The 18,183-nt window shown below is 73.0% G+C and carries 16 protein-coding genes and 1 pseudogene; 9 read left to right on the plus strand and 8 right to left on the minus strand.

Annotated elements, in window-relative coordinates; all coding sequences use genetic code 11:
- Positions 1-9 precede the first annotated feature (9 nt).
- Entirely contained in the window at positions 10-2,190 is a 2,181-nt protein-coding gene (locus GA0070215_RS00210; RefSeq protein WP_091040796.1) for an MMPL family transporter, read from the plus strand.
- Positions 2,191-2,224: 34 nt separating this feature from the next.
- On the opposite strand, the gene GA0070215_RS00215 is transcribed toward GA0070215_RS00210, so the two are convergent.
- Positions 2,225-3,481 (minus strand): erythromycin esterase family protein, encoded by a 1,257-nt coding sequence (locus tag GA0070215_RS00215; RefSeq protein ID WP_091040798.1) that lies wholly within the window; start codon positions 3,479-3,481, stop codon positions 2,225-2,227.
- Between the two features lie 132 nt (positions 3,482-3,613).
- Between GA0070215_RS00215 and GA0070215_RS00220 the strand changes: the two genes are divergently transcribed.
- Positions 3,614-3,811, plus strand: coding sequence for a DUF2795 domain-containing protein (locus GA0070215_RS00220; protein WP_018784835.1), 198 nt, complete (start codon positions 3,614-3,616; stop codon positions 3,809-3,811).
- Positions 3,812-3,869: 58 nt separating this feature from the next.
- Here the strand turns inward: GA0070215_RS00220 and GA0070215_RS00225 are convergent, their stop codons facing one another.
- Positions 3,870-4,766: a Gfo/Idh/MocA family protein gene (locus GA0070215_RS00225; RefSeq protein ID WP_091040800.1), complete on the minus strand. Its 897-nt coding sequence runs from the start codon at positions 4,764-4,766 to the stop codon at positions 3,870-3,872.
- A 131-nt stretch (positions 4,767-4,897) separates the two neighbouring features.
- Between GA0070215_RS00225 and GA0070215_RS00230 the strand changes: the two genes are divergently transcribed.
- Together GA0070215_RS00230 and GA0070215_RS00235 are read left to right on the plus strand one after the other, a co-directional pair.
- Positions 4,898-5,308, plus strand: a complete 411-nt coding sequence (locus tag GA0070215_RS00230; RefSeq protein WP_091041303.1) for a hypothetical protein — start codon at positions 4,898-4,900, stop codon at positions 5,306-5,308.
- A pseudogene (locus GA0070215_RS00235) lies at positions 5,301-5,776 on the plus strand (hypothetical protein). Before GA0070215_RS00230 ends, GA0070215_RS00235 begins: the two are co-directional and overlap by 8 nt.
- Here GA0070215_RS00235 and fabG read toward each other — a convergent pair.
- Positions 5,749-6,507 (minus strand): 3-oxoacyl-ACP reductase FabG, encoded by a 759-nt coding sequence (gene fabG / locus GA0070215_RS00240; RefSeq protein ID WP_018784831.1) that lies wholly within the window; start codon positions 6,505-6,507, stop codon positions 5,749-5,751. The pseudogene GA0070215_RS00235 and the gene fabG sit on opposite strands and share 28 nt — an antisense overlap.
- 60 nt (positions 6,508-6,567) lie before the next feature.
- The gene (locus tag GA0070215_RS00245) at positions 6,568-8,220 is read right to left on the minus strand and encodes an alpha-amylase family protein (protein WP_091040802.1); all 1,653 of its coding nucleotides are present in this window, start codon (positions 8,218-8,220) and stop codon (positions 6,568-6,570) included.
- A gap of 177 nt (positions 8,221-8,397) precedes the next feature.
- On the opposite strand from GA0070215_RS00245, the gene GA0070215_RS00250 reads away from it, so the two are divergent.
- The gene (locus GA0070215_RS00250; protein WP_018784829.1) at positions 8,398-9,060 is read left to right on the plus strand and encodes a DedA family protein; all 663 of its coding nucleotides are present in this window, start codon (positions 8,398-8,400) and stop codon (positions 9,058-9,060) included.
- Positions 9,061-9,114: 54 nt separating this feature from the next.
- On the opposite strand, the gene GA0070215_RS00255 is transcribed toward GA0070215_RS00250, so the two are convergent.
- The 3 genes from GA0070215_RS00255 to GA0070215_RS00265 all read right to left on the minus strand — a co-directional run bounded on the left by GA0070215_RS00255 (position 9,115) and on the right by GA0070215_RS00265 (position 11,743).
- Positions 9,115-10,539, minus strand: coding sequence for a carbohydrate-binding protein (locus GA0070215_RS00255; protein ID WP_091040803.1), 1,425 nt, complete (start codon positions 10,537-10,539; stop codon positions 9,115-9,117).
- A gap of 76 nt (positions 10,540-10,615) precedes the next feature.
- A complete protein-coding gene (locus GA0070215_RS00260) occupies positions 10,616-11,362 on the minus strand; it encodes a YidC/Oxa1 family membrane protein insertase (protein WP_091040806.1) in 747 nt (248 codons plus the stop codon).
- Between the two features lie 132 nt (positions 11,363-11,494).
- Positions 11,495-11,743 (minus strand): DUF6412 domain-containing protein, encoded by a 249-nt coding sequence (locus tag GA0070215_RS00265; RefSeq protein ID WP_244166818.1) that lies wholly within the window; start codon positions 11,741-11,743, stop codon positions 11,495-11,497.
- A 226-nt stretch (positions 11,744-11,969) separates the two neighbouring features.
- On the opposite strand from GA0070215_RS00265, the gene GA0070215_RS00270 reads away from it, so the two are divergent.
- The 4 genes from GA0070215_RS00270 (at position 11,970) to GA0070215_RS00285 (ending at position 16,967) form a co-directional block, all read left to right on the plus strand.
- The gene (locus GA0070215_RS00270) at positions 11,970-13,118 is read left to right on the plus strand and encodes a carboxylate-amine ligase (protein ID WP_091040808.1); all 1,149 of its coding nucleotides are present in this window, start codon (positions 11,970-11,972) and stop codon (positions 13,116-13,118) included.
- Positions 13,119-13,159: 41 nt separating this feature from the next.
- Positions 13,160-14,542 carry an FAD-dependent oxidoreductase gene (locus GA0070215_RS00275; protein ID WP_091041306.1) on the plus strand — a complete coding sequence of 461 codons (1,383 nt, stop codon included), beginning with the start codon at positions 13,160-13,162 and terminating at the stop codon, positions 14,540-14,542.
- A 78-nt stretch (positions 14,543-14,620) separates the two neighbouring features.
- Positions 14,621-16,042 (plus strand): WGR domain-containing protein, encoded by a 1,422-nt coding sequence (locus tag GA0070215_RS00280; RefSeq protein WP_091040811.1) that lies wholly within the window; start codon positions 14,621-14,623, stop codon positions 16,040-16,042.
- Between the two features lie 52 nt (positions 16,043-16,094).
- Positions 16,095-16,967: an aminoglycoside phosphotransferase family protein gene (locus tag GA0070215_RS00285; protein WP_091040814.1), complete on the plus strand. Its 873-nt coding sequence runs from the start codon at positions 16,095-16,097 to the stop codon at positions 16,965-16,967.
- Between the two features lies 1 nt (position 16,968).
- Here the strand turns inward: GA0070215_RS00285 and GA0070215_RS00290 are convergent, their stop codons facing one another.
- Positions 16,969-17,778 carry an Fpg/Nei family DNA glycosylase gene (locus GA0070215_RS00290; protein WP_091041309.1) on the minus strand — a complete coding sequence of 270 codons (810 nt, stop codon included), beginning with the start codon at positions 17,776-17,778 and terminating at the stop codon, positions 16,969-16,971.
- Positions 17,779-18,183: the final 405 nt, after the last annotated feature.

The raw sequence follows: 18,183 nt of genomic DNA on the forward strand, positions 1-18,183 counted from the left end.
GGAAGGTCCATGGCGACCCTGCTGTACCGGCTCGGCCGGGCATCCCTGCGCCGGCGACGACTCGTCGCCGTCGTCTGGCTCGTCGTACTCGTCGGCCTCGGCCTGGCCGCGGCCACGCTGCGGGGCCCGACGGCGAGCAACTTCACCATGCCGGGCACCGAGTCGCAGAAGGCGATCGACCTGCTCGCCGACCGCTTCCCGGCGGCCAGCGGCGCCACCGGCACGATCGCCGTCAAGGCGCCGCAGGACGGCGCGCTGACCTCACCCGCCGGACAGGCGGTGGTCAAGCAGGTCACCCAGGAGGCAGCCACGCTGCCCGGCGTGGTCGGCGCGGTCGACCCGTACCAGGCGCAGGCGCTCACCCCGGACGGCCGGTACGCGCTGATCCAGGTGCAGTTCGCCGGCGGGGCCGACGAGGTCACCGACGAGCAGCGCGACGCGTACGAGAAGGTCGGCGCGCAGGCCGAGGCGCAGGGCTGGCAGATCGCGCCCGGCGGCGAGGTGCTCAACGGTGAGCCGGAGGTCGGTTCGACCGAGGCGATCGGCGTGCTGGTCGCGGCGATCGTCCTGATGATCACCTTCGGTTCGCTCGTGGCGGCCGGGATGACCATGCTGAACGCGCTGATCGGCGTCGGCGTCGGCATGGCCGGCCTGTTCGCGCTCAGCGGCGCGGTCGAGCTGACCAGCACCGCGCCGATCCTGGCGCTGATGCTCGGCCTCGCGGTCGGCATCGACTACTCGCTGTTCATCACCTCCCGGCACCGCCAGAACCTGCTCGACGGGCTCTCCCCGGAGGAGTCGGTCGGCCGGGCGGTCGGCACCGCCGGCTCGGCAGTGGTCTTCGCCGGCGCGACGGTGGTGGTGGCGCTCGCCGGCCTGGCCGTGGTGGGCATCCCGTTCCTCACCGTGATGGGCCTGGCCGCCGCCGGCACCGTGACGGTGGCCGTGCTGGTGGCGATCACGCTGGCCCCGGCCCTGCTCGGCTTCGCCGGCCACAAGGTGCTGCCGCGCAAGCTGCGTGACCGCAAGGCGGTCGAGAACCCGACCACCGGGTCGGAGGACCGCTCCGGCTTCGGCTTCCGCTGGGCGCGGTGGGTGACCCGGTTCCGCATCCCGGTCATCCTGGTCGGGCTGCTCGGCCTCGGCCTGCTCGCGGTCCCGGCCCAGGACATGCGCCTGGCGCTGCCGGACGCCTCCGCCGCCGCCGAGGGCACCCCGGCCCGGGTCAGCAGCGACCTGATCCGGGAGGGCTTCGGCCCCGGCTTCACCGGCCGACTCGCGGTCGTGGTGACCGCCGACTCGCCGCAGGACACCCAGGCCGCCATCCCGCAGGTCACCGCGCTGGTCCAGAAGACCGAAGGGGTGCTGGCGGTGGCCCCGCCGCAGGTCGACCCGTCGGGGCGTACCGCGCTGCTCGGCGTGATCCCCGAGACCGGGCCGACCGACGAGGCGACCGAGACGGTCGTGCAGGACATCCGTGCGCAGGTCGCCGGCATCCAGAACGCCGACGTGCTGCTCACCGGCGTCACCGCGGTCGGCATCGACGTGTCGGAGAAGCTCTCCGACGCGCTGCCGGTCTACCTGCTGCTGGTGGTGGGCCTGTCGATCCTGCTGCTGATGCTGGTGTTCCGGTCGATCCTGGTGCCGGTGAAGGCGGCCCTGGGCTTCCTGCTCACCGTGGCCGCCACCTTCGGCATCACGGTGGCGGTGTTCCAGCAGGGCCACCTGGCCGACCTGGTCGGCCTGGACACCCCGGCGCCGCTGGTCAGCTTCCTGCCGATCCTGCTCATCGGCATCCTGTTCGGCCTGGCCATGGACTACGAGGTCTTCCTGGTCTCCCGGATGCGCGAGGACTTCGTGCACGGCGACACCGCCCAGCAGGCCACCATCAACGGCATGGGACACGGCGCCCGGGTGGTCACCGCCGCCGCGCTCATCATGATCTCGGTGTTCGGCGGCTTCGTCTTCCTGGAGGACCCGATCATCAAGTCGATGGGCTTCGCGCTCGCGATCGGTGTCGCCATCGACGCGTTCGTGGTCCGGATGACGATCGTGCCGGCGGTGATGTCGCTGCTGAACAACGCAGCCTGGTGGCTGCCGCGCTGGCTGAACAAGATCCTGCCCAACGTGGACGTCGAGGGTGAGGGCCTGCGCGCCCACCTCGCCGAGAAGCAGCACGCGAACGTGTGATCCGTACGGGTGGGGTCCGTCCGGGCCCCACCCGTCACACGCCGGCCGGATACGTCTCCATCTCACCGGGCACCACGAGCGTCGGCAGCGGGTGCAGCGCTGTCGTCTCGTCGCACCAGATGAACGCGTCGTAGCGCTCACCCAGCCGGGTCGGCACGTAGTTGCCCCAGGACTCGAAGCTCGGGTCGTACACCACCCCGACGGCCCGGTGGTCCGCCTCACCGGTCACCCACTCCGGCTGGTCGTCGCCGCCGAAGACCAGCACCGCCCGATCCGGCATCAGCTCGTGCAGCCGATGCTCCACCGAGCCCTCCCGAGCCGGCGGGACCACCATCGTCTCGGCCGGTGAGCCCCAGCGCGGCGCGGCGACCACGCTGCCGCGGAAGCTGCCGAAGCCGATCAACGCCACCGCGTCCCGGCCGTGCCGTTCCCGGCCGAGCTGCCCGATGTTGACCATGCCGTCCGCCGCCATGTCGGTGGCCCGGGCGTCGCCGACGTGCGTGTTGTGCGCCCACACGATGCCCCGCGAGCCCGCTCCGTACCGGTCGAGCAGCCGGTCGAGCGTGTCGGCCATGTGGACGTCGCGGACGTTCCACGACTCGGGCCCGCCGCCGACCATGGCCCGGTAGTACCGCTCCGCGCCGGCCACCACCTCCGCGTTCTGCCAGGCCGAGAAGCGGTCCGGGCCGTCCGCGGCGGCCTGTTCCCGGGTACGCGCCAGCAGCCGGACCACCTCCTCCTCGCACCGGGCGGAGACGAACCGGCTGGCCATCCCGTACTCCTCGACCCGCTTGCCGTACGGCTCGAAGCAGCGGTACGCCTCCTGGGCCGCCTCCAGCGAGGCCGGGTCCTCCTCGCCGAGGTAGTCGAAGATGGCCTGCATCGACTCCCAGAGGGAGTACACGTCCAGCCCGTGGAAGCCGGCCCGCTCCCCCTCGTGGCGATCCAGGTTCCACGCCCGCAGCCAGCGGCAGAAGCGGGCCACCTCGGCGTTCGCCCACATCCAGGTGGGCCAGCGCTCGAAGCGCTCCAGCGCGACGAGCGGATCGGCCGCCCCGTCCGGGGCGCCGACCACCGACCGGTGCACCCGGTCGCAGTCCGGCCAGTCGCCCTCCACCGCCACGAAGTCGAACCCCTGCTCGGCGATCAGCCGCCGGGTGAGCTGTTCCCGCAGCCGGTAGTAGTCGTAGCTGCCGTGCGTCGCCTCGCCGATCATCACCACCCGGGCGTCCCGCACGCGGTCCAGCAAGGGGTCGAAGTCGCTCGGCGCGCCGAGCCGCTGTACCAGCATGTCAGCGGCTACCCGGGGCCCGTCGGGACAAACCGGCTACCCGCTGAGCCCGGGCGGCGGCGGGCACGCGGCGGACGAGGTCCGGAACCCGCAGATGGGCATGGCGCCGGGCTCAGCGGGTAGCCGGGCGGCATGACCGTCACCGGCGCGCAGTTGCAGGAGTTCCTGGCCGGGCTGGACTACCCGGTCTCCCGGGAGGATCTGGTCCGCTGGGGCCAGGAGAACGGCGCGAGCACCGAGGCGCTCCAGGCGCTGCGGTCCCTGCCGGCCGAGGAGTTCCACTCCTCCACCGAACTGGGCGAGGCGATCGTCACGCTGGCCGGCGCCTGACCGGCGGTGTTAAGCGGGGGCCCCTCCTCTACCGGAGACGTTAAGAAGGGGCCCTTCCTTACAGCTCGACGGTGCGGGCCTGCGTCCGGGCGGTCTGCGCGGCGTCCAGCACCGCCACCACCTCGCGGCCGAACCGCACGTCGCAGCGGTGGTCACGGGTGCCGGCGTCGACCTCCTCCAGCAACTGGTCGAGCGCGGCGCCGAACGCCTGGAGCGCGCTGCCGTCGCCGGGCGGGACCGTCTCGGTGCCGTTCTCGCCGAAGAAGACGAAGTCCCGGGTGACCGCCTCGGACGGCGCGTCGAGGGTGAGCGAGAGTGAGCTTGTCGCACCGCCGTCGTGGGTGAGCAGCAGGTGCACCAGGCCGCTCGGGCCGTCCATCGCGGCGACCCGGGTGACCCGGCCGAGCACCGGCAGGATCAGCGACAGCGCGTGCGGGCCGATGTCCCAGAGCGCGCCGCGCTCCCGCCGCCAGGTCGAGTCGCCGTACGGGTTCTGAGGCTGGAAGATCGACGCGAACATGGTGGCGCGGGCGTGCTGCCAGCCACCGGCCGCCGCGGTCGAGGCGAGGAACCCGGTGACGTTCGGGTGGAAGCGCTGGGTGAAGAAGACCACCGAGGCGACCCCGGACGCCTGGGCCGCCGAGACCACCCGGTCGGCGTCGGCGAGGTCGAGCGCCAACGGCTTGTCCAGCAGCAGGTGCCGTCCGGCGGTGGCGGCCCGCACGGCGATGTCGGCCTGCACGTCCGGCGGGAGCGCCACGGCGACCGCGTCGCAGGCGTCGATGAGGGCGTCGACGTCGGTGAAGGCCGGTACGCCGTGCCGGGTGGCCAGTTCCTCCGCTTTCGCCGGGTTGCGCCCCCAGACGCCGGCGAGCCGGGCCCGCGGGTGCGCCTCGATGGCCGCGGCGTGCGTCTCCGCCGCCCAGTAACCCGTGCCGAACAACCCGAACCGCACCCCGGCCCCCTGCCGTCGACGTCCGCCACCGGCGTGCGCCGGGACCGTGATCCACGCTAGTCCCCGGACCCGTCCGGCGCGCCCCGACCCGGCGGGCGAGCCGCTACTACACGGATTAGTAGGCTGTGCCGGTGAACGACACCGTGTCGACGACCAGCGCGGCGGGCGCCTCTCCGGTGGACGGGCCGCTCGCCACTGTCGCGATCGTGATCTCGCTGGCGGTCGCGGTCTGGGCCCTGGTGGCGGCGGTACGCCACCGGCCGCCGGACCGGATCCAGTTCGTCGGCCTGGCCGTGCTGGAGGTGGCGCTGCTCGCGCTCACCGTGACGGCGCTCGTCGCGCTCGGCGGCGGGGACCGGCCGGGCGAGCCGGGCGCGTTCTTCGGCTACCTGGTGACGCTCGTCTGCCTGCCGCCGCTGGCCTGGGTGCTGGCCCGGATGGAGCCGACCCGCTGGGGCTCGGGCATCGTCTGCGCGATCTGCCTGGTCACGCCGGTGGTGGCGGTACGCCTCCAGCAGACCTGGGACATCCTCGGTGGCTGACACCACTTCCGGACACGAGCAGCGCGCCACCAACCGTGGGCCGGGGCGGTTGTTGATCGCCGTCTACATCCTCTTCGCCATCGCCGCGACCTCGCGGGCCGGCTTGCAGATCGCCACGAGGTTCGACGAGGCGCCGGTGGCGTACCTGCTCTCCGCGCTCGCAGCGCTGATCTACATCGTGGCGGCGGTCGGGCTGGCCCGGGCCGGGCACACCGGCCGCCGGGTCGCGCTCGCCTGCTGCACAGTCGAACTGGCCGGGGTGCTCGGGGTGGGCGTGCTGAGCATCGCCGACCGGGAGCTGTTTCCGGACGAGACGGTCTGGTCTGACTTCGGCAGCGGCTACGGCTACGTGCCGCTGGTGCTTCCGGTGCTCGGCCTGTTCTGGCTCTGGCGCACCCGGCGCGACCCCGCCTGAGCGGGCCCGCGCCGGGTGGGGCGGGTCAGTCCTTGGGACCGCCGGCTACGTAGATGACCTGGCCGGAGACAAAGGACGCGCCCTCGCTGGCCAGGAACGAGATGGTGTGCGCGACGTCCTCGGGGCGGCCGGGACGGCGTACCGGGATCTCGGCGGCGGCGTGCTTCTGCAGGTCGTCGAAGTCGACCTTCATCCGGGCCGCGGTCGCCGCGGTCATGTCGGTGACGATGAAGCCCGGCGCGACCGCGTTCACTGTCACCCCGAACGGGCCCAGCTCGATCGCCAGCGTCTTGGTGAAGCCCTGGAGGCCGGCCTTGGCGGCCGAGTAGTTCGCCTGGCCCCGGTTGCCGAGCGCGGACGTGCTGGACAGGTTGACGATCCGGCCCCACTTCGCCTCGACCATGTGCTTCTGCGCGGCCTGGCTGAACAGGAACGCCCCGCGCAGGTGCACGCCCATGACCGTGTCCCAGTCGCCCTCGGTCATCTTGAACAGCAGGTTGTCACGCAGCACGCCGGCGTTGTTGACGAGCACTGTCGGTGCGCCCAGTTCGGCGGCGATCCGTTCCACGGCGGCCTCGACCTGGGCCCGGTCGGACACGTCGGCGCCGACGCCGAGAGCCCTGCCGCCGGCCGAGCCGATGGCGTCCACTGCCTCCTTGGTGGCGGACTCGTCGATGTCGACCACGGCGACGGCCATGCCGTCGGCCGCCAGACGGCGGGCGGTCGCCGCCCCGATGCCGCGTGCGGCTCCGGTGACGATGGCGACGCGGGGCTCCTCCGACATGATTACCTCCCGGTAACTTATGGCTCGATCGCAGGAGCTTAACCCGCCGGTACGCCGTGCCTACCGGCCGTCGCCCCGGCAGAGCCGGATCCACCGGTAGCCGTACCCGCCGAGCTTGAGCCGGTCGAGCTTGCCCACGTCCTCGTAGTTGCGGTCGCTCAGCACGTCGATCGGCAGGTCCGCCTCCGGCGCCAGCGTGCTCAGGTCGACCTCGGCGTCGCCGGTGCCGAGGTTGTGCAGGAAGACCATCGTCCCGGTACGCCCGTCGGCGCGGTGCGCGAGCACACCCGGCGGCATCGGCACGTCGATGTGGGTGGTGCTGCCCGAGCCGATCTCCGGCGCCTCCCGCAGCGTCCGGATCATCCGCTCGAACCAGGCGAGCAGCGACCGGGGATCCTTGCGCTGGGCGGTGACGTTGACGTTCTGGTAGCTGTACTCACCCTTGTCGATCACCGGGCGGATCAGCTTCTCCGGCTCGGCGGTGGAGAAGCCCGCGTTGTCCTTGTATGACCACTGCATCGGGGTACGGATCGCGTCGCGTCCGTCCAGCGCCAGGTTCTCCCCCATGCCGATCTCCTCGCCGTAGCGCAGCACCGGCGTGCCGCGCAGCGAGAACTGCAACGCGTACGCCAGCTCGATGCGCCGGCGGTCGTTGCCGAGCATGGGTGCGAGACGCCGGCGGATGCCCCGGCCGTAGAGCTGCATGTTCTCGTCCGGCCCGAACGTCGCCAGCACGTCCTTGCGCTGGTCGGCGGTGAGCCGGGACAGGTCGATCTCGTCGTGGTTGCGCAGGAACGTCGCCCACTGGCCGCCGGTGGGCAGCTTCGGGGTGTCGCGCAACGCGTCGATGATCGCCTCCGGGTCCTCCCGGGCCAGGGCGAGCATCAGCCGGCCGTTGAGCATGAAGTCGAACAGCATGTGGATCCGGTTGCCCGACCCGCTGCCGTCGCCGAAGTAGACGGGCAGCTCGTCCGGCTCGACGTTCGCCTCGGCCAGCAGGGCCGCGTCGCCGCGCCGCCACTGCACGTGCTGGCGCAGGTCGGTGAGGAAGTCGAAGTCCTTGGGTGAGTTCGGGTTGCCCGGCTCGGTACGTTCGATGATGAACGGCACCGCGTCCATCCGGAAGCCGGAGACGCCGAGTTGCAGCCAGAACGAGGTGATCTTCTTGATCTCCGCCCGGACCTTCGGGTTCTCGACGTTCAGGTCCGGCTGGAACTTGTAGAAGCGGTGGTAGTACCACGCCTTGGCGGTCCGGTCGTAGGTCCACGTCTCGTGCTGCTCGCCCGGGAAGACCATGCCCTGGTGGCGGTCGTCCGGCTCGTGGTCGGCCCAGACGTACCAGTCCCGGTACGGCGAGTCGGGCGAGGACCGGGCCGACTGGAACCACGGGTGCTGGTCCGAGGTGTGGTTGACCACCAGGTCGATGATCACCCGGATGCCCCGGTTGCCCGCCTGGTGCAGCAGTTCGGCGAAGTCACCGAGCGTACCCAGGCGCGGGTCGACGTTGTAGAAGTCGGTCGCGTCGTACCCGTCGTCCTTGTTCGGCGAGGGGTGGATCGGGTTCAGCCACAGGCAGGTCACGCCGAGCCGGGCCAGATAGTCCAGCCGGCCGATGAGGCCCTGGAAGTCACCCACCCCGTCGCCGTCGGAGTCCGCGTACGTGTCGACGTCGAGGCAGTAGACGACCGCCTCCTGATACCACCTGTCACCCATGCGGGGACTAGTTCTCCGATCGCGCCCGGCGGCAAACCCGGTACGACTGGTCCGCTTCATCGGCTGGCTGCGGGGTCCGGCGGACGCCGCGCTGCACCCGGAGGCTGAGGCACAGGTGTGACGGCGGGTCGTCCGGGTATCACGTCGGATCTCCGGCTCTCGCGTGGAAGGACCGCCATGGCCCTGGCCCAGGACGTCGACCCGAACCAGTTCACCGGGCTGACCGGCTGGGTGGCGAGCGTGATCGACTCGCTCGGCGCGGTCGGGGTGGCGCTGCTGGTGGCGCTGGAGAGCATCGTCCCGCCGATCCCGAGCGAGATCGTGCTGGCGATGGCCGGCTACCTGTCCGCCGAGGGCCGGTTCAACGTGGTGCTCATCGTGGTCGCCGCGACCGTCGGCTCTCTGCTCGGCGCGCTGGTGCTCTACTGGCTCGGCGCGGCGCTGGGCGAGGACCGGCTCAAGCGCTGGCTGGACCACATCCCCCTGGTCGACCTGGAGGATCTGGAGAAGGCCGACCGCTGGTTCGAGCGGCACGGCCGGTGGGCGGTGCTGATCGGCCGGGTGGTGCCGGTGGTGCGCAGCCTGGTCTCGATCCCGGCCGGTGCGAACCGGATGCCGCTGGGCGAGTTCATCCTGCTGACGACGCTCGGCAGCGGGGTGTGGAACGCGCTGATCGTCGGCGCGGGTTTCGCCCTCGGTTCGCGGTGGAGGGACGTCGACAGGTACGGCCAGTGGTTCAACTACGCGATCTTCGCCGTCTTCGGTTTCATGATCGTGAGCTGGGCGGTGAAGAAGGTGCGCCGGCGGCGCGCCCGGCAGTCGGTGGCCACCGGGCGCTGACCGCCGCGCGGGCGGCCCGAACCCCGAGGGGTCCGGGCCGCGTTGCGGCCGCGTTCAGCGGCGGAAGGTGAACCAGTTGACGTTGACGAAGTCGGACGGCTGGCCGCTGCTGAACGTCAGGTAGACAGTGCGCCGGCCGGTCACCGCGCCGACGTTGCCGGGCACCGAGCGCCAGGTCTGCCAGCCGCCGGTGTTGCCGACCGCGAAACTGCCGATCGGCGGCGCGGTCGGGCTGTCCACCCGGACCTCGACCAGCCCGCTCACTCCGGACGCCGCGCCGGAGGCGACCCGGGCCACGAAGTCGCGCGGCGGCGTCGAGCCGAAGTCGACGTTGTCGTAGCGGGCCCAGTCGCCGTTGGCGAGCCAGCCGATGTCCTGGCCGCCCTCGGCGCACGTCTCCACCTGCACGCCGTTCTGCGCGTTGAACGACTCGGCCTGGATCGTGGCGTACGCGTCGCGCACCCCGCCCGGCGGCGGCGTGGTCGGGGTCGGCGACGGGTTGCCGCCACCGCCCCGGGTGTAGACGGCCACGTAGTCGACGAGCATCGACCGGCCGGGCACCGTGGCGGCGGTGGGCGTCGCCGAGCCGGCCACGCCGTCCGGGAAGCCGCCGCCCATCGCCACGTTGAGCAGCAGGAAGTAGCCGGCGTGGTTGGTCATCTGACTCCAGTACGGCTCACCGATCTGGTTCTGCCGGACGGTGTGGAAGAGCTGGCCGTCGACGTACCAGCGCAGTTGCTGTGGGCTGGTCGAGGCGTCCCACTCGAACCGGTAGGTGTGGAACGCCGCCTGGCAGGTGCTGCCCGGGCAGGCCCGGGACGCGCCGATGCCGTTGAACTCCCCGCACGGGCCGCCCGGCGCGACACCGCAGTGCAGCACGCCCCAGACCGAGTTGATCCCGTTGACGTTCTCCATCACGTCGAACTCGCCGATGCCCGGCCAGTTCTGGTAGTTGCCCCGGTACGGCGAGCCGAGCGCCCAGAACGCCGGCCAGTACCCGGACGCCGCCGCGCCTGTCACGTTCGGCATCTGGATGCGGCCCTCCAGGGCCAGCACGCCGCCCGACGGCGCCTTGAAGTTCGAACGCACCGTCTCGATCCGGGCCGAGGTCCAGCGGCCGGCCGAGTCCCGCAGTGGCGTGATGCGCAGGTTGCCCGAGCCGTCGTGGGCCAGGTTGGCGGTGCTGGAGGTGTAGGTCTGGATCTCGCCGGTGCCCCAGTTGGCCGGGCCGCCCGGGTAGCCGGTGCCGGTGTCGATGATCCAGTTGGCGGACGAGGGCAGCGTGCCGGCGGAGCCGGTGAAGTCGTCGCTCCACACCAGGTTCCAGCCGGACGGCGTCGGGGGCACGGCGGCCTGGGCGGTCATCGAGACGCCCGCGAGCGCTGTGGTGAGCGCGAGGACGCCGGCGGCCAGGGCGAGCCGGCGGCGTGTTCGGGGCTCGGTTGCGGAGGCGGCCGGGGCCGCCGGGATCGGGTTCATTCGGGGTGCCTCTCTGCGGGGACGGGTCCGGAGAGCGCTCTCTGAGAGCGATTTCTACGCGCCCGCCCCGCACTTGTCAACGCTTGTCGATGGCTTCCGCCGGCTGCGGCCGGCGCAGCACCACCTGCTCCAGCGCCGTCCACGCAGTGGTGGTGACCAGATAGAGCACCGCCGCCAGCGGCACTACGAGCGCCACCAGCACCGTGCCGTACGGCAGCAGCGGCAGCAGCCGCCCGAGCACCGCCGCGCCCGGCCCCTCGGCCGGGGCACCGGCCACGGTGCCGGTGGCGGCCGCCGCCCGGCGCATCCGCCGCGAGGACCACCAGGCCAGCGCGAGCAGCGCGGCCAGCAGCACCCCGAACACCAGCGGCACCGGGCCGGCGAGCCCGTCGCCGAGGTGCCACCCCAGCGGTACGCCGGCGAGCCGCTCCCCCAGCAGCTCCGGCGCCCCGTCACCGGTGGCGAACACGCGGTACATGACCAGGAAGAACGGCGCCTGCAACAGCGCCGGCAGGCAGCCCGCGACCGGGCTGGCCCCGGCGTTGCGGTAGAGCGCGAACAACTCGCTCTTGAGGCGGGCCGGATCGTCGGCGTACCGGCGCTGGAGCTCCCGTACCTCGGGGGCGAGCGCGGCGCGGCGCCGCTCCCCGCGAACCTGGGCCACCGTCAGCGGCGAGATCAGGAGCCGGACGGCGACTGTGAACAGGACGATGGCGGCGGCCGTCGCGGCGCCGCCGGTGAGCGGGGCGAGCACCTCGGCGAGCCAGGTGACGACGGTGGCCGCGGCCGAGGCCGCGGAGTGCAACGGAGCGAAGGCGAGCATGGGTGGACCCCTCGATGGCGATTCCGGTGTCCCGGGCGGCGACATGCCGCACGGCGGGACGGATGACGACGGAATCGGCCGCGAAAGCCGGGACGGAGCAACCGGCGACCGCCGGAGCGAACCGGCGGACGGCTACGCGGCCGAGGGGCGCAGGCCGGGTGCGCGGGGACGCGGACGCCCCGCTGCGTCCGGGTCGACCTGCCGGGGCACCCCCCGACGACGGGCGCGCGCCCGCAGCGAGGCGGTGAACCGGGTGCCGGGCGGCGTGGGCAGCGCGCGGACCCGCAGCGCGAGCAGGGTGGCGAGCAGCAGCGCGGCGACGACGGCCGCACCGGCGACCAGGCCGGCCGGTCGGCGAACAGCGTGAGGGCGTAGGCCCACGCCCCCGTCAGCACCGCCAGCATCCCGGCCACGCGACCACACTAGCCCCCCTGTCACGCCGCGGGCGCCCCGCGCGCACGGCGGACCGGTACGCCGCCACTGCGGCCGGACGACCCGAACGGGCGAACCGGCGCCGACACGCCACCGGCACGTTTCCGGAAACGGACACGGTGGGTAACAGGGCCTCGACCACGTGGCACGGTGCCGCGAGCGGTCCGGAGAGACGGTGGTGACGATGAGTGGCTCAGTGGCGGAGCGGGAGCGGTCCGCCGCACCCGGCGGAACCGACCTGCTGACAGTCGGCGTCGAGGAGGAGTTCCTGCTCGCCGACCCGCACACCGGGGCCGCCGTACCCGCCGTCGACCTGGTCATGGATCAGGTGCCGGCCGAGCTGCGGGGTCAGGTGGAACGCGAGTTCCAGACCAGCCAGATCGAGATCGGCAGCCCACCCGGGCTGGACCTGTCCTCGATCCGGCACTCGCTGTCGATGCTGCGCACCGAGCTGGCCGACGCCGCCGAGCGGGCGGGCGTACGGCTGCTCGCGATCGGCACCGGGCCGGTCGACGGGCCGGTGCCGCCGGTGGTGGACAAGCCGCGCTTCGACCGGATGATCGAGCGGTTCCGGCTGCTGGTGCCCGGGCCCGGCAACAACGGCATGCACGTGCACGTCGGCATCCCCGACCCGGGCACCGGCGTGCAGGTGCTCAACCAAGTCCGGCCGTGGCTGCCGATCCTGCACGCGGTCACCGCCAACTCCCCGTTCTCCCGTGGCGAGGACACCGGGTACGCGAGCTGGCGCTCGGTGGAGTGGGAACGCTGGCCGTCGGTCGCGCCCACCCCGTTCCTGGAGTCGCACGAGCACTACGAGCGGCTGATCCGGCAGCTCATCGCCAGCGGCGTGATGCTGGACGAGGGGATGCTCTACTGGTACGCCCGGCTCTCCGCGAAGTACCCCACGGTGGAGATCCGCATCGGCGACGTCTGCCCGTCGGTGGACGACGCGGTGCTGGTGGCGGCACTGGTCCGCGCGCTCGTCGCCACCGCGCTCACCGACGTCGCCGCCGGCCGTCCGGCCGTCAACACCGACCACCACCTGCTGGTGGCGGCGCACTGGCGGGCCGCCCACGACGGGCTGGAGGGCGAGGGCGTCGACCTCACCGACGGTGAGCTGCGCCCGGCCTGGGAGCTGCTGGACCGCCTGGTGGACCGGCTGCGCCCGGAACTGGAACGGCACGGTGACCTGGACCGGGTGACCGACCTGCTGGCCGGGCTGCGCCGGCACGGCAGCGGCGCGGCGCGGCAGCGGTCGGTGTTCGCGCGTACCGGGCGGCTCGTCGACGTGGTCGCGGACGTGGCGCGGCAGACCCGTGGCTGAGCGGCCGCGCGGCCGTGGGCCGGCATGACAGGATGGGCGACGTGGCCGAACGCATGATCGTCATCGGCGGCGACGCCGCCGGCATGTCGGCGGCGTCGCAGGCGCGGCGACGCCGCCGTGACCGCTCCGACCTGGAGATCGTCGCGTTCGAGCGCGGTCACTTCACCTCCTACTCGGCCTGTGGCATCCCTTACTGGGTCAGCGGCCTGGTGGCGGAGCGGGACGAGCTGATCTCCCGCGATCCGCAGACCTTCCGCGACGAATTCGGCATCGAGGTCCGTACCCGGCACGAGGTCACCGCCATCGACCTGGACCGCCGCGAGGTGACCGCGCGCGGCCTGGACGGCGGCGGCGAGGTCCGCGCCGGTTTCGACACCCTGGTGTACGCCACCGGAGCGTCCCCGGTGCAACCGGAGTGGGCGCGCGACGAGGTGTCGGGCGTGTACGGCGTGCAGACGCTCGGCGACGGCGCGGCGCTGATCGACTGGCTGGAACGCGAACCCCGGCCCCGGCACGCGGTGGTGGTCGGCGGCGGCTACGTCGGCGTCGAGATGAGCGAGGCGCTCGTGCAGCGCGGGCTGAAGGTCCAGCTGGTCGAGCAGGCCGACCAGCCGATGTCGACGGTGGATCCGGACATGGGCGAGCTGGTGGCCGACGCGTTGCGCGCGACCGGGATCGGCGTCCGCACCGGCCTCACCGTCACCGGTCTCCAGGAGCGGGACGGCCGGATCTCCGCGGTGGTCACCGACGAGGGGCCGATCCCGGCCGACGTCGTGGTGCTGGGTCTCGGCGTACGCCCCAACACCGCGCTCGCCGAGGCCGCCGGCCTGCCGATCGGTCCCTCCGGCGCGGTCCGCACCGACCGCCGGATGCGGGTGCCGGGCGTGCCCGGCGTCTGGGCGGCGGGCGACTGCGTGGAGTCTCTGCACCGGGTCAGCGGCATGCCGGTGCACATCCCGCTCGGCACGCACGCCAACAAGCAGGGCCGGGTCGCGGGCATCAACATCGGCGGCGGGTACGCCACCTTCCCCGGCGTCATCGGCACCGCCGTCACCAAGGTCTGCGAGCTGGAGGTGGGCCGCACCGGGCTGCGTGAGCGGGACGCGCGCGAGGCCGGCTTCGAGTTCGTCACGGTGCTGGCCCAGTCGACGAACCGGGCCGGCTACTACCCGGGCTCGCGGCCGATGACGGTCAAGCTGATCGCCGAACGGCTCAGCGGGCGGTTGCTCGGGGCGCAGATCGTCGGCTGGTCCGAGGCGGCCAAGCGGATCGACGTGCTCGCCGTGGCGCTGTGGAACGGCATGACCGTGGACGAGATGACAGCCCTCGACCTGGGCTACGCGCCGCCGTACGCCCCGGTGTGGGATCCGGTGCTGATCGCCGCCCGCAAGGCCGTCGACGCGCTGGCCGCCGACGGCCGATGAGAAGTGTCGGTGGCCGGCGTTAGCGTGTGCGCGCTGTCGCGTTGCCGGTCCGGCACTTCCCCTCGGAGGTAACCCCCCATGTCGCAGGAGACGACCTACCTCGAACTGTCCGAAGTGGACGGTGGAGCGCACAAGTTCTACGAGGTGGTGGTCGACGACACCGCGATGACCGTGCGCTACGGGCGGATCGGCGACCAGGGCCAGGTGAAGACCAGCACCTACCCGGACAACACCCGCGCCCGCGCCGCCGCCGCGAAGAAGATCGGCGAGAAGGTCCGCAAGGGGTACGCCCCGGCGGTGCCCGGCGTACGCCAGAAGCGGACCGTGTCGCGCCGGCAGATCGTCAGCACCCGGTCGACCGCCCGCACCGCCCCGGTCCTCTGGCGGTACGCCTCGGGTGCGCCCGCCTTCGGCATCTTCGTCGACGACCGGCACTGCATGGTCGGCAACGAGCACGGCGTGATCACCACGCTCGACCACGACGCCCGGCTGGTCAACCAGGTCCGGCTCCCCGACGGGGTGAAGTGCATCGTCGCCGACGACGCCTGGGTCTACGCCGGCTGCGACGACGGCAACGTCTACGACCTGTCCGGCAAGGTGCCCCGCGCGGCGTACGCGATCGCACCCGAGATCGACATCTACTGGCTGGACATCCACGACGGCGTGCTGGGCGTGTCCGACCGTGACGGCGGCATCTCGGCGATCGACCACGAGGACGAGTTCCTCTGGCGCCGGCCGGGCCGGGGGCGGTCGGCGTGGATGGTGCGCTGCGACGCCGACGCGCTCTACCACGGCCACTCGCGGGGGGTAACCGGCTACGACTGGCGCACCGGGCGCGAGCTGTGGCACACCGGCACCGGGGCGGTCCTGTTCGGCTGGCAGGAGCGCGACGCCGTGTTCGCCGGCACCGGCACCCGCGAGGTGGTGCGCCTGCGCAAGGACGGCCGGGCCGAGCAGGTCTACCGCTGCGACTCGGCGGTCTTCTCCTGCGCCACCGCCGAGGGCGGCCGGTACGTGTTCGCCGGCGACAGCGCGTCCTCGATCTACTGCTTCGACCGGGCCGGCAACCGGCTGTGGAAGCTCGGCACCGGCTGCGGCTCGGCGTATTCGATGCAGTACCACGACAACCGGCTCTACGTGGTCACCACGAGCGGTCACCTGGCCTGCATCGACGCGAGCGAGGCGGCGATCCGGGCGGCCGAGGCGGGCAGCGTGCCCGACGTGGTGGACGTCAAGGCGCCCGCCCGGATGCCCGAGACGGCCGCGTGGACGTCGGTCGAGGTGACGACGGACGACCGGGACGGCGTGCTGGTGCAGTGCGTCGAGCACGGCGGCCGGCTGCGCGTGCACGTCCTCGCCGACGGCTACCGGCGGGACTGGTCGGTGCAGTTCCCCAAGGGCATCCGCGAGCCGGGTGCGCGTTACCTGGTCACCGAGGTCCGCGAGTCCGGCCGGGGCGGCTTCTACCGGGCGTACGGGGACATCCGCCGGCTGCGCTGACGAGAGCCCGCCCGGGACAGCGGATCGTCGCCGCACCGGTCAGGATGACCTGATGCGGTGCGACATTCCCGAAGGGCTGCGCTGGGTCGAGCGGACCGAGGCCGGCCGGGCGTGGCTCGCGGAGCTGCCCGGCCGGCTGGCCGACTGCGTCGCGCGGTGGGAGCTGACGCCCGGCCCGCCGTTCGCGTACGCGTTCGCCTCGCTGGCGTTGCCCGCGACGCTTCCGGACGGCACCCGGGCGGTGCTGAAACTCCAGTACCCGGACGACGACAGCGTCCACGAGGCCACCGCGCTGGCGCACTGGGACGGGCGCGGCGCGATCCGGCTGCTCGGGCACGACGCCGACCGGCGCGCGCTGCTCGTCGAGCGCTGCGACCCCGGCACGCCGCTGCACTCGCTGGCGGCCGACGCGGCGCTCGACATGGCGACCGGCCTGTTGCCGGGGCTCGCGGTGCCGGCCGGCGCGCCGTTCACGCCGCTCGCCGAGGAGGCCGCCGGGTGGGCGGACCGGATGCCTGGCAACTGGCGGCGGACCGGCCGCCCGTACGAGCGGCGCCTGCTCGACACCGCGCTCGGGCTGCTCGCCGATCTGGCGCCGAGCCAGGGCGAACAGGTGCTCGTCAACCAGGATCTGCACGCCGGCAACATCCTGGCGGCAGGGCGCGAGCCGTGGCTGGTGATCGACCCGAAGCCGCTGGTCGGCGAACAGGAGTTCGCTGTGGTGCCGCTCGTGCGCGGCGCGGAGCTGGGCCACTGTCCGGCGGCGGTCCGGCACCGGCTCGACCGGCTCAGCACCGAGCTGGGCCTGGACCGGGAGCGGGTACGCGGCTGGGCGATCGGTCAGGCGGTGGCCTGGAGCATCGGCGGCGACCAGGTCTTCCCGGGCAACGTCGAGGTGGCCCGCTGGCTGCTCGACGAGATGTGACTCAGCCCGCCTGGCAGGTGGGGCACCAGTAAAGGTTGCGCCCGGCGAGCCCGCCCCGGCTGACCGCGGTGCCGCAGACGTGGCAGGGCGCGCCGGGGCGGCGGTAGACGTACACCTCACCGCCGTGCCGGTCCACCCGGGGCGCGCGGCCGGTCGCCTCCGGCAGGTCGGCGTCGCGCACGGTGTCGATCCGGCCCCGTTCGACAGCGCGGGTCATCAGCGCCACCAGGTCCGCCCAGAGTTCGGCCCAGCCGGGCGCCGTCAGCTCCCGCCCCGGCAGCAGCGGCGGCAGACCGGCCCGGAACAGCGCCTCGGTCACGAAGATCAGACCGGTGCCGGCCACCACCGACTGGTCGAGCAGCAGCGCGGCCAGCGGGGTGGGGCTGCGGCGGATCCGCGCCCACGCCCGGTCCGGGTCGGCGTCGGCGCGCAGCGGGTCCGGCCCGAGCCGGTCGCGCAGCGCCGCCACCTCGGGCGGGGTCAGCAGCTCGCAGGCGGTCGGGCCGCGCAGCTCCAGCCAGTGCCGGTCGCTGTGCAGCCGCAGCCGCACCTGCCCGACCGGGGCCGGCGGCTCCCCCGGCCCGTCGGCGAACTTCCCGTACAGGCCGAGGTGTACGTGCAGCGTCAGGTCGCCCGCATAGTGGTGCAGCAGGTGCTTGCCGTACGCCTCGGTGCCGTCCAGGACGGTGCCGCTCAGGCGGGCCGCGCCCTCGGCGAAGCGCCCCTGCGGGCTGTCGGCGTGCACCTTGTCGCCCGCGAACAGCTCGGCGTGCCGGGCGGCGAGGCGGTGGATGGAGTGTCCCTCTGGCACGACCGCCAAGCGTAGCCAGCGGATCGCACCGCCGGCGACTTCGAGCCACGGGACGCCGTTTGATCGATGCCCGTCGACTGAGACTGGCGGTGGTAGCGCTCGGGAGCCAGTGCGAGCCGCTCGCCGGAGGGACACGCGCGGGGTGATGGGCCATCCCGGTGCCGGGCAGTCGTCTCCTGCGGCTACGACCCGCCGCTGGTCGCCAGCCTCTTCGCCAGCCGCGAGGACGCCACCGGGTGGCGCGACCCGGTGGCCGAGGCGGTCACCGGGCCGCAACGCTCGCGCACCGTGTCCGTCGACGGTCTGACCCCGGGCACCGCGCGTGGCGGTGGTCCGCTGACGAGCGCATCCAGTCGGTCCTGGGGTGTCGATTCAGGGGCACCTGGGTACTTCCTGGATGTCATG

Origin of the sequence: Micromonospora marina, assembly GCF_900091565.1 — a bacterium.
In the GTDB taxonomy this organism is placed as follows: Bacteria; Actinomycetota; Actinomycetes; order Mycobacteriales; family Micromonosporaceae; genus Micromonospora; species Micromonospora marina.

Excerpts from the sequence above, each read along its gene's own strand:
- GA0070215_RS00210 (WP_091040796.1), top strand. The coding sequence starts at position 10 with ATGGCGACCCTGCTGTACCGGCTCGGCCGGGCATCCCTGCGCCGGCGA.
- GA0070215_RS00255 (WP_091040803.1), bottom strand. The coding sequence starts at position 10,539 with ATGAACCCGATCCCGGCGGCCCCGGCCGCCTCCGCAACCGAGCCCCGA.
- GA0070215_RS00250 (WP_018784829.1), top strand. The coding sequence starts at position 8,398 with ATGGCCCTGGCCCAGGACGTCGACCCGAACCAGTTCACCGGGCTGACC.
- GA0070215_RS00285 (WP_091040814.1), top strand. The coding sequence starts at position 16,095 with ATGCGGTGCGACATTCCCGAAGGGCTGCGCTGGGTCGAGCGGACCGAG.
- GA0070215_RS00245 (WP_091040802.1), bottom strand. The coding sequence starts at position 8,220 with ATGGGTGACAGGTGGTATCAGGAGGCGGTCGTCTACTGCCTCGACGTC.
- GA0070215_RS00220 (WP_018784835.1), top strand. The coding sequence starts at position 3,614 with ATGACCGTCACCGGCGCGCAGTTGCAGGAGTTCCTGGCCGGGCTGGAC.
- fabG (WP_018784831.1), bottom strand. The coding sequence starts at position 6,507 with ATGTCGGAGGAGCCCCGCGTCGCCATCGTCACCGGAGCCGCACGCGGC.
- GA0070215_RS00215 (WP_091040798.1), bottom strand. The coding sequence starts at position 3,481 with ATGCTGGTACAGCGGCTCGGCGCGCCGAGCGACTTCGACCCCTTGCTG.
- GA0070215_RS00260 (WP_091040806.1), bottom strand. The coding sequence starts at position 11,362 with ATGCTCGCCTTCGCTCCGTTGCACTCCGCGGCCTCGGCCGCGGCCACC.
- GA0070215_RS00280 (WP_091040811.1), top strand. The coding sequence starts at position 14,621 with ATGTCGCAGGAGACGACCTACCTCGAACTGTCCGAAGTGGACGGTGGA.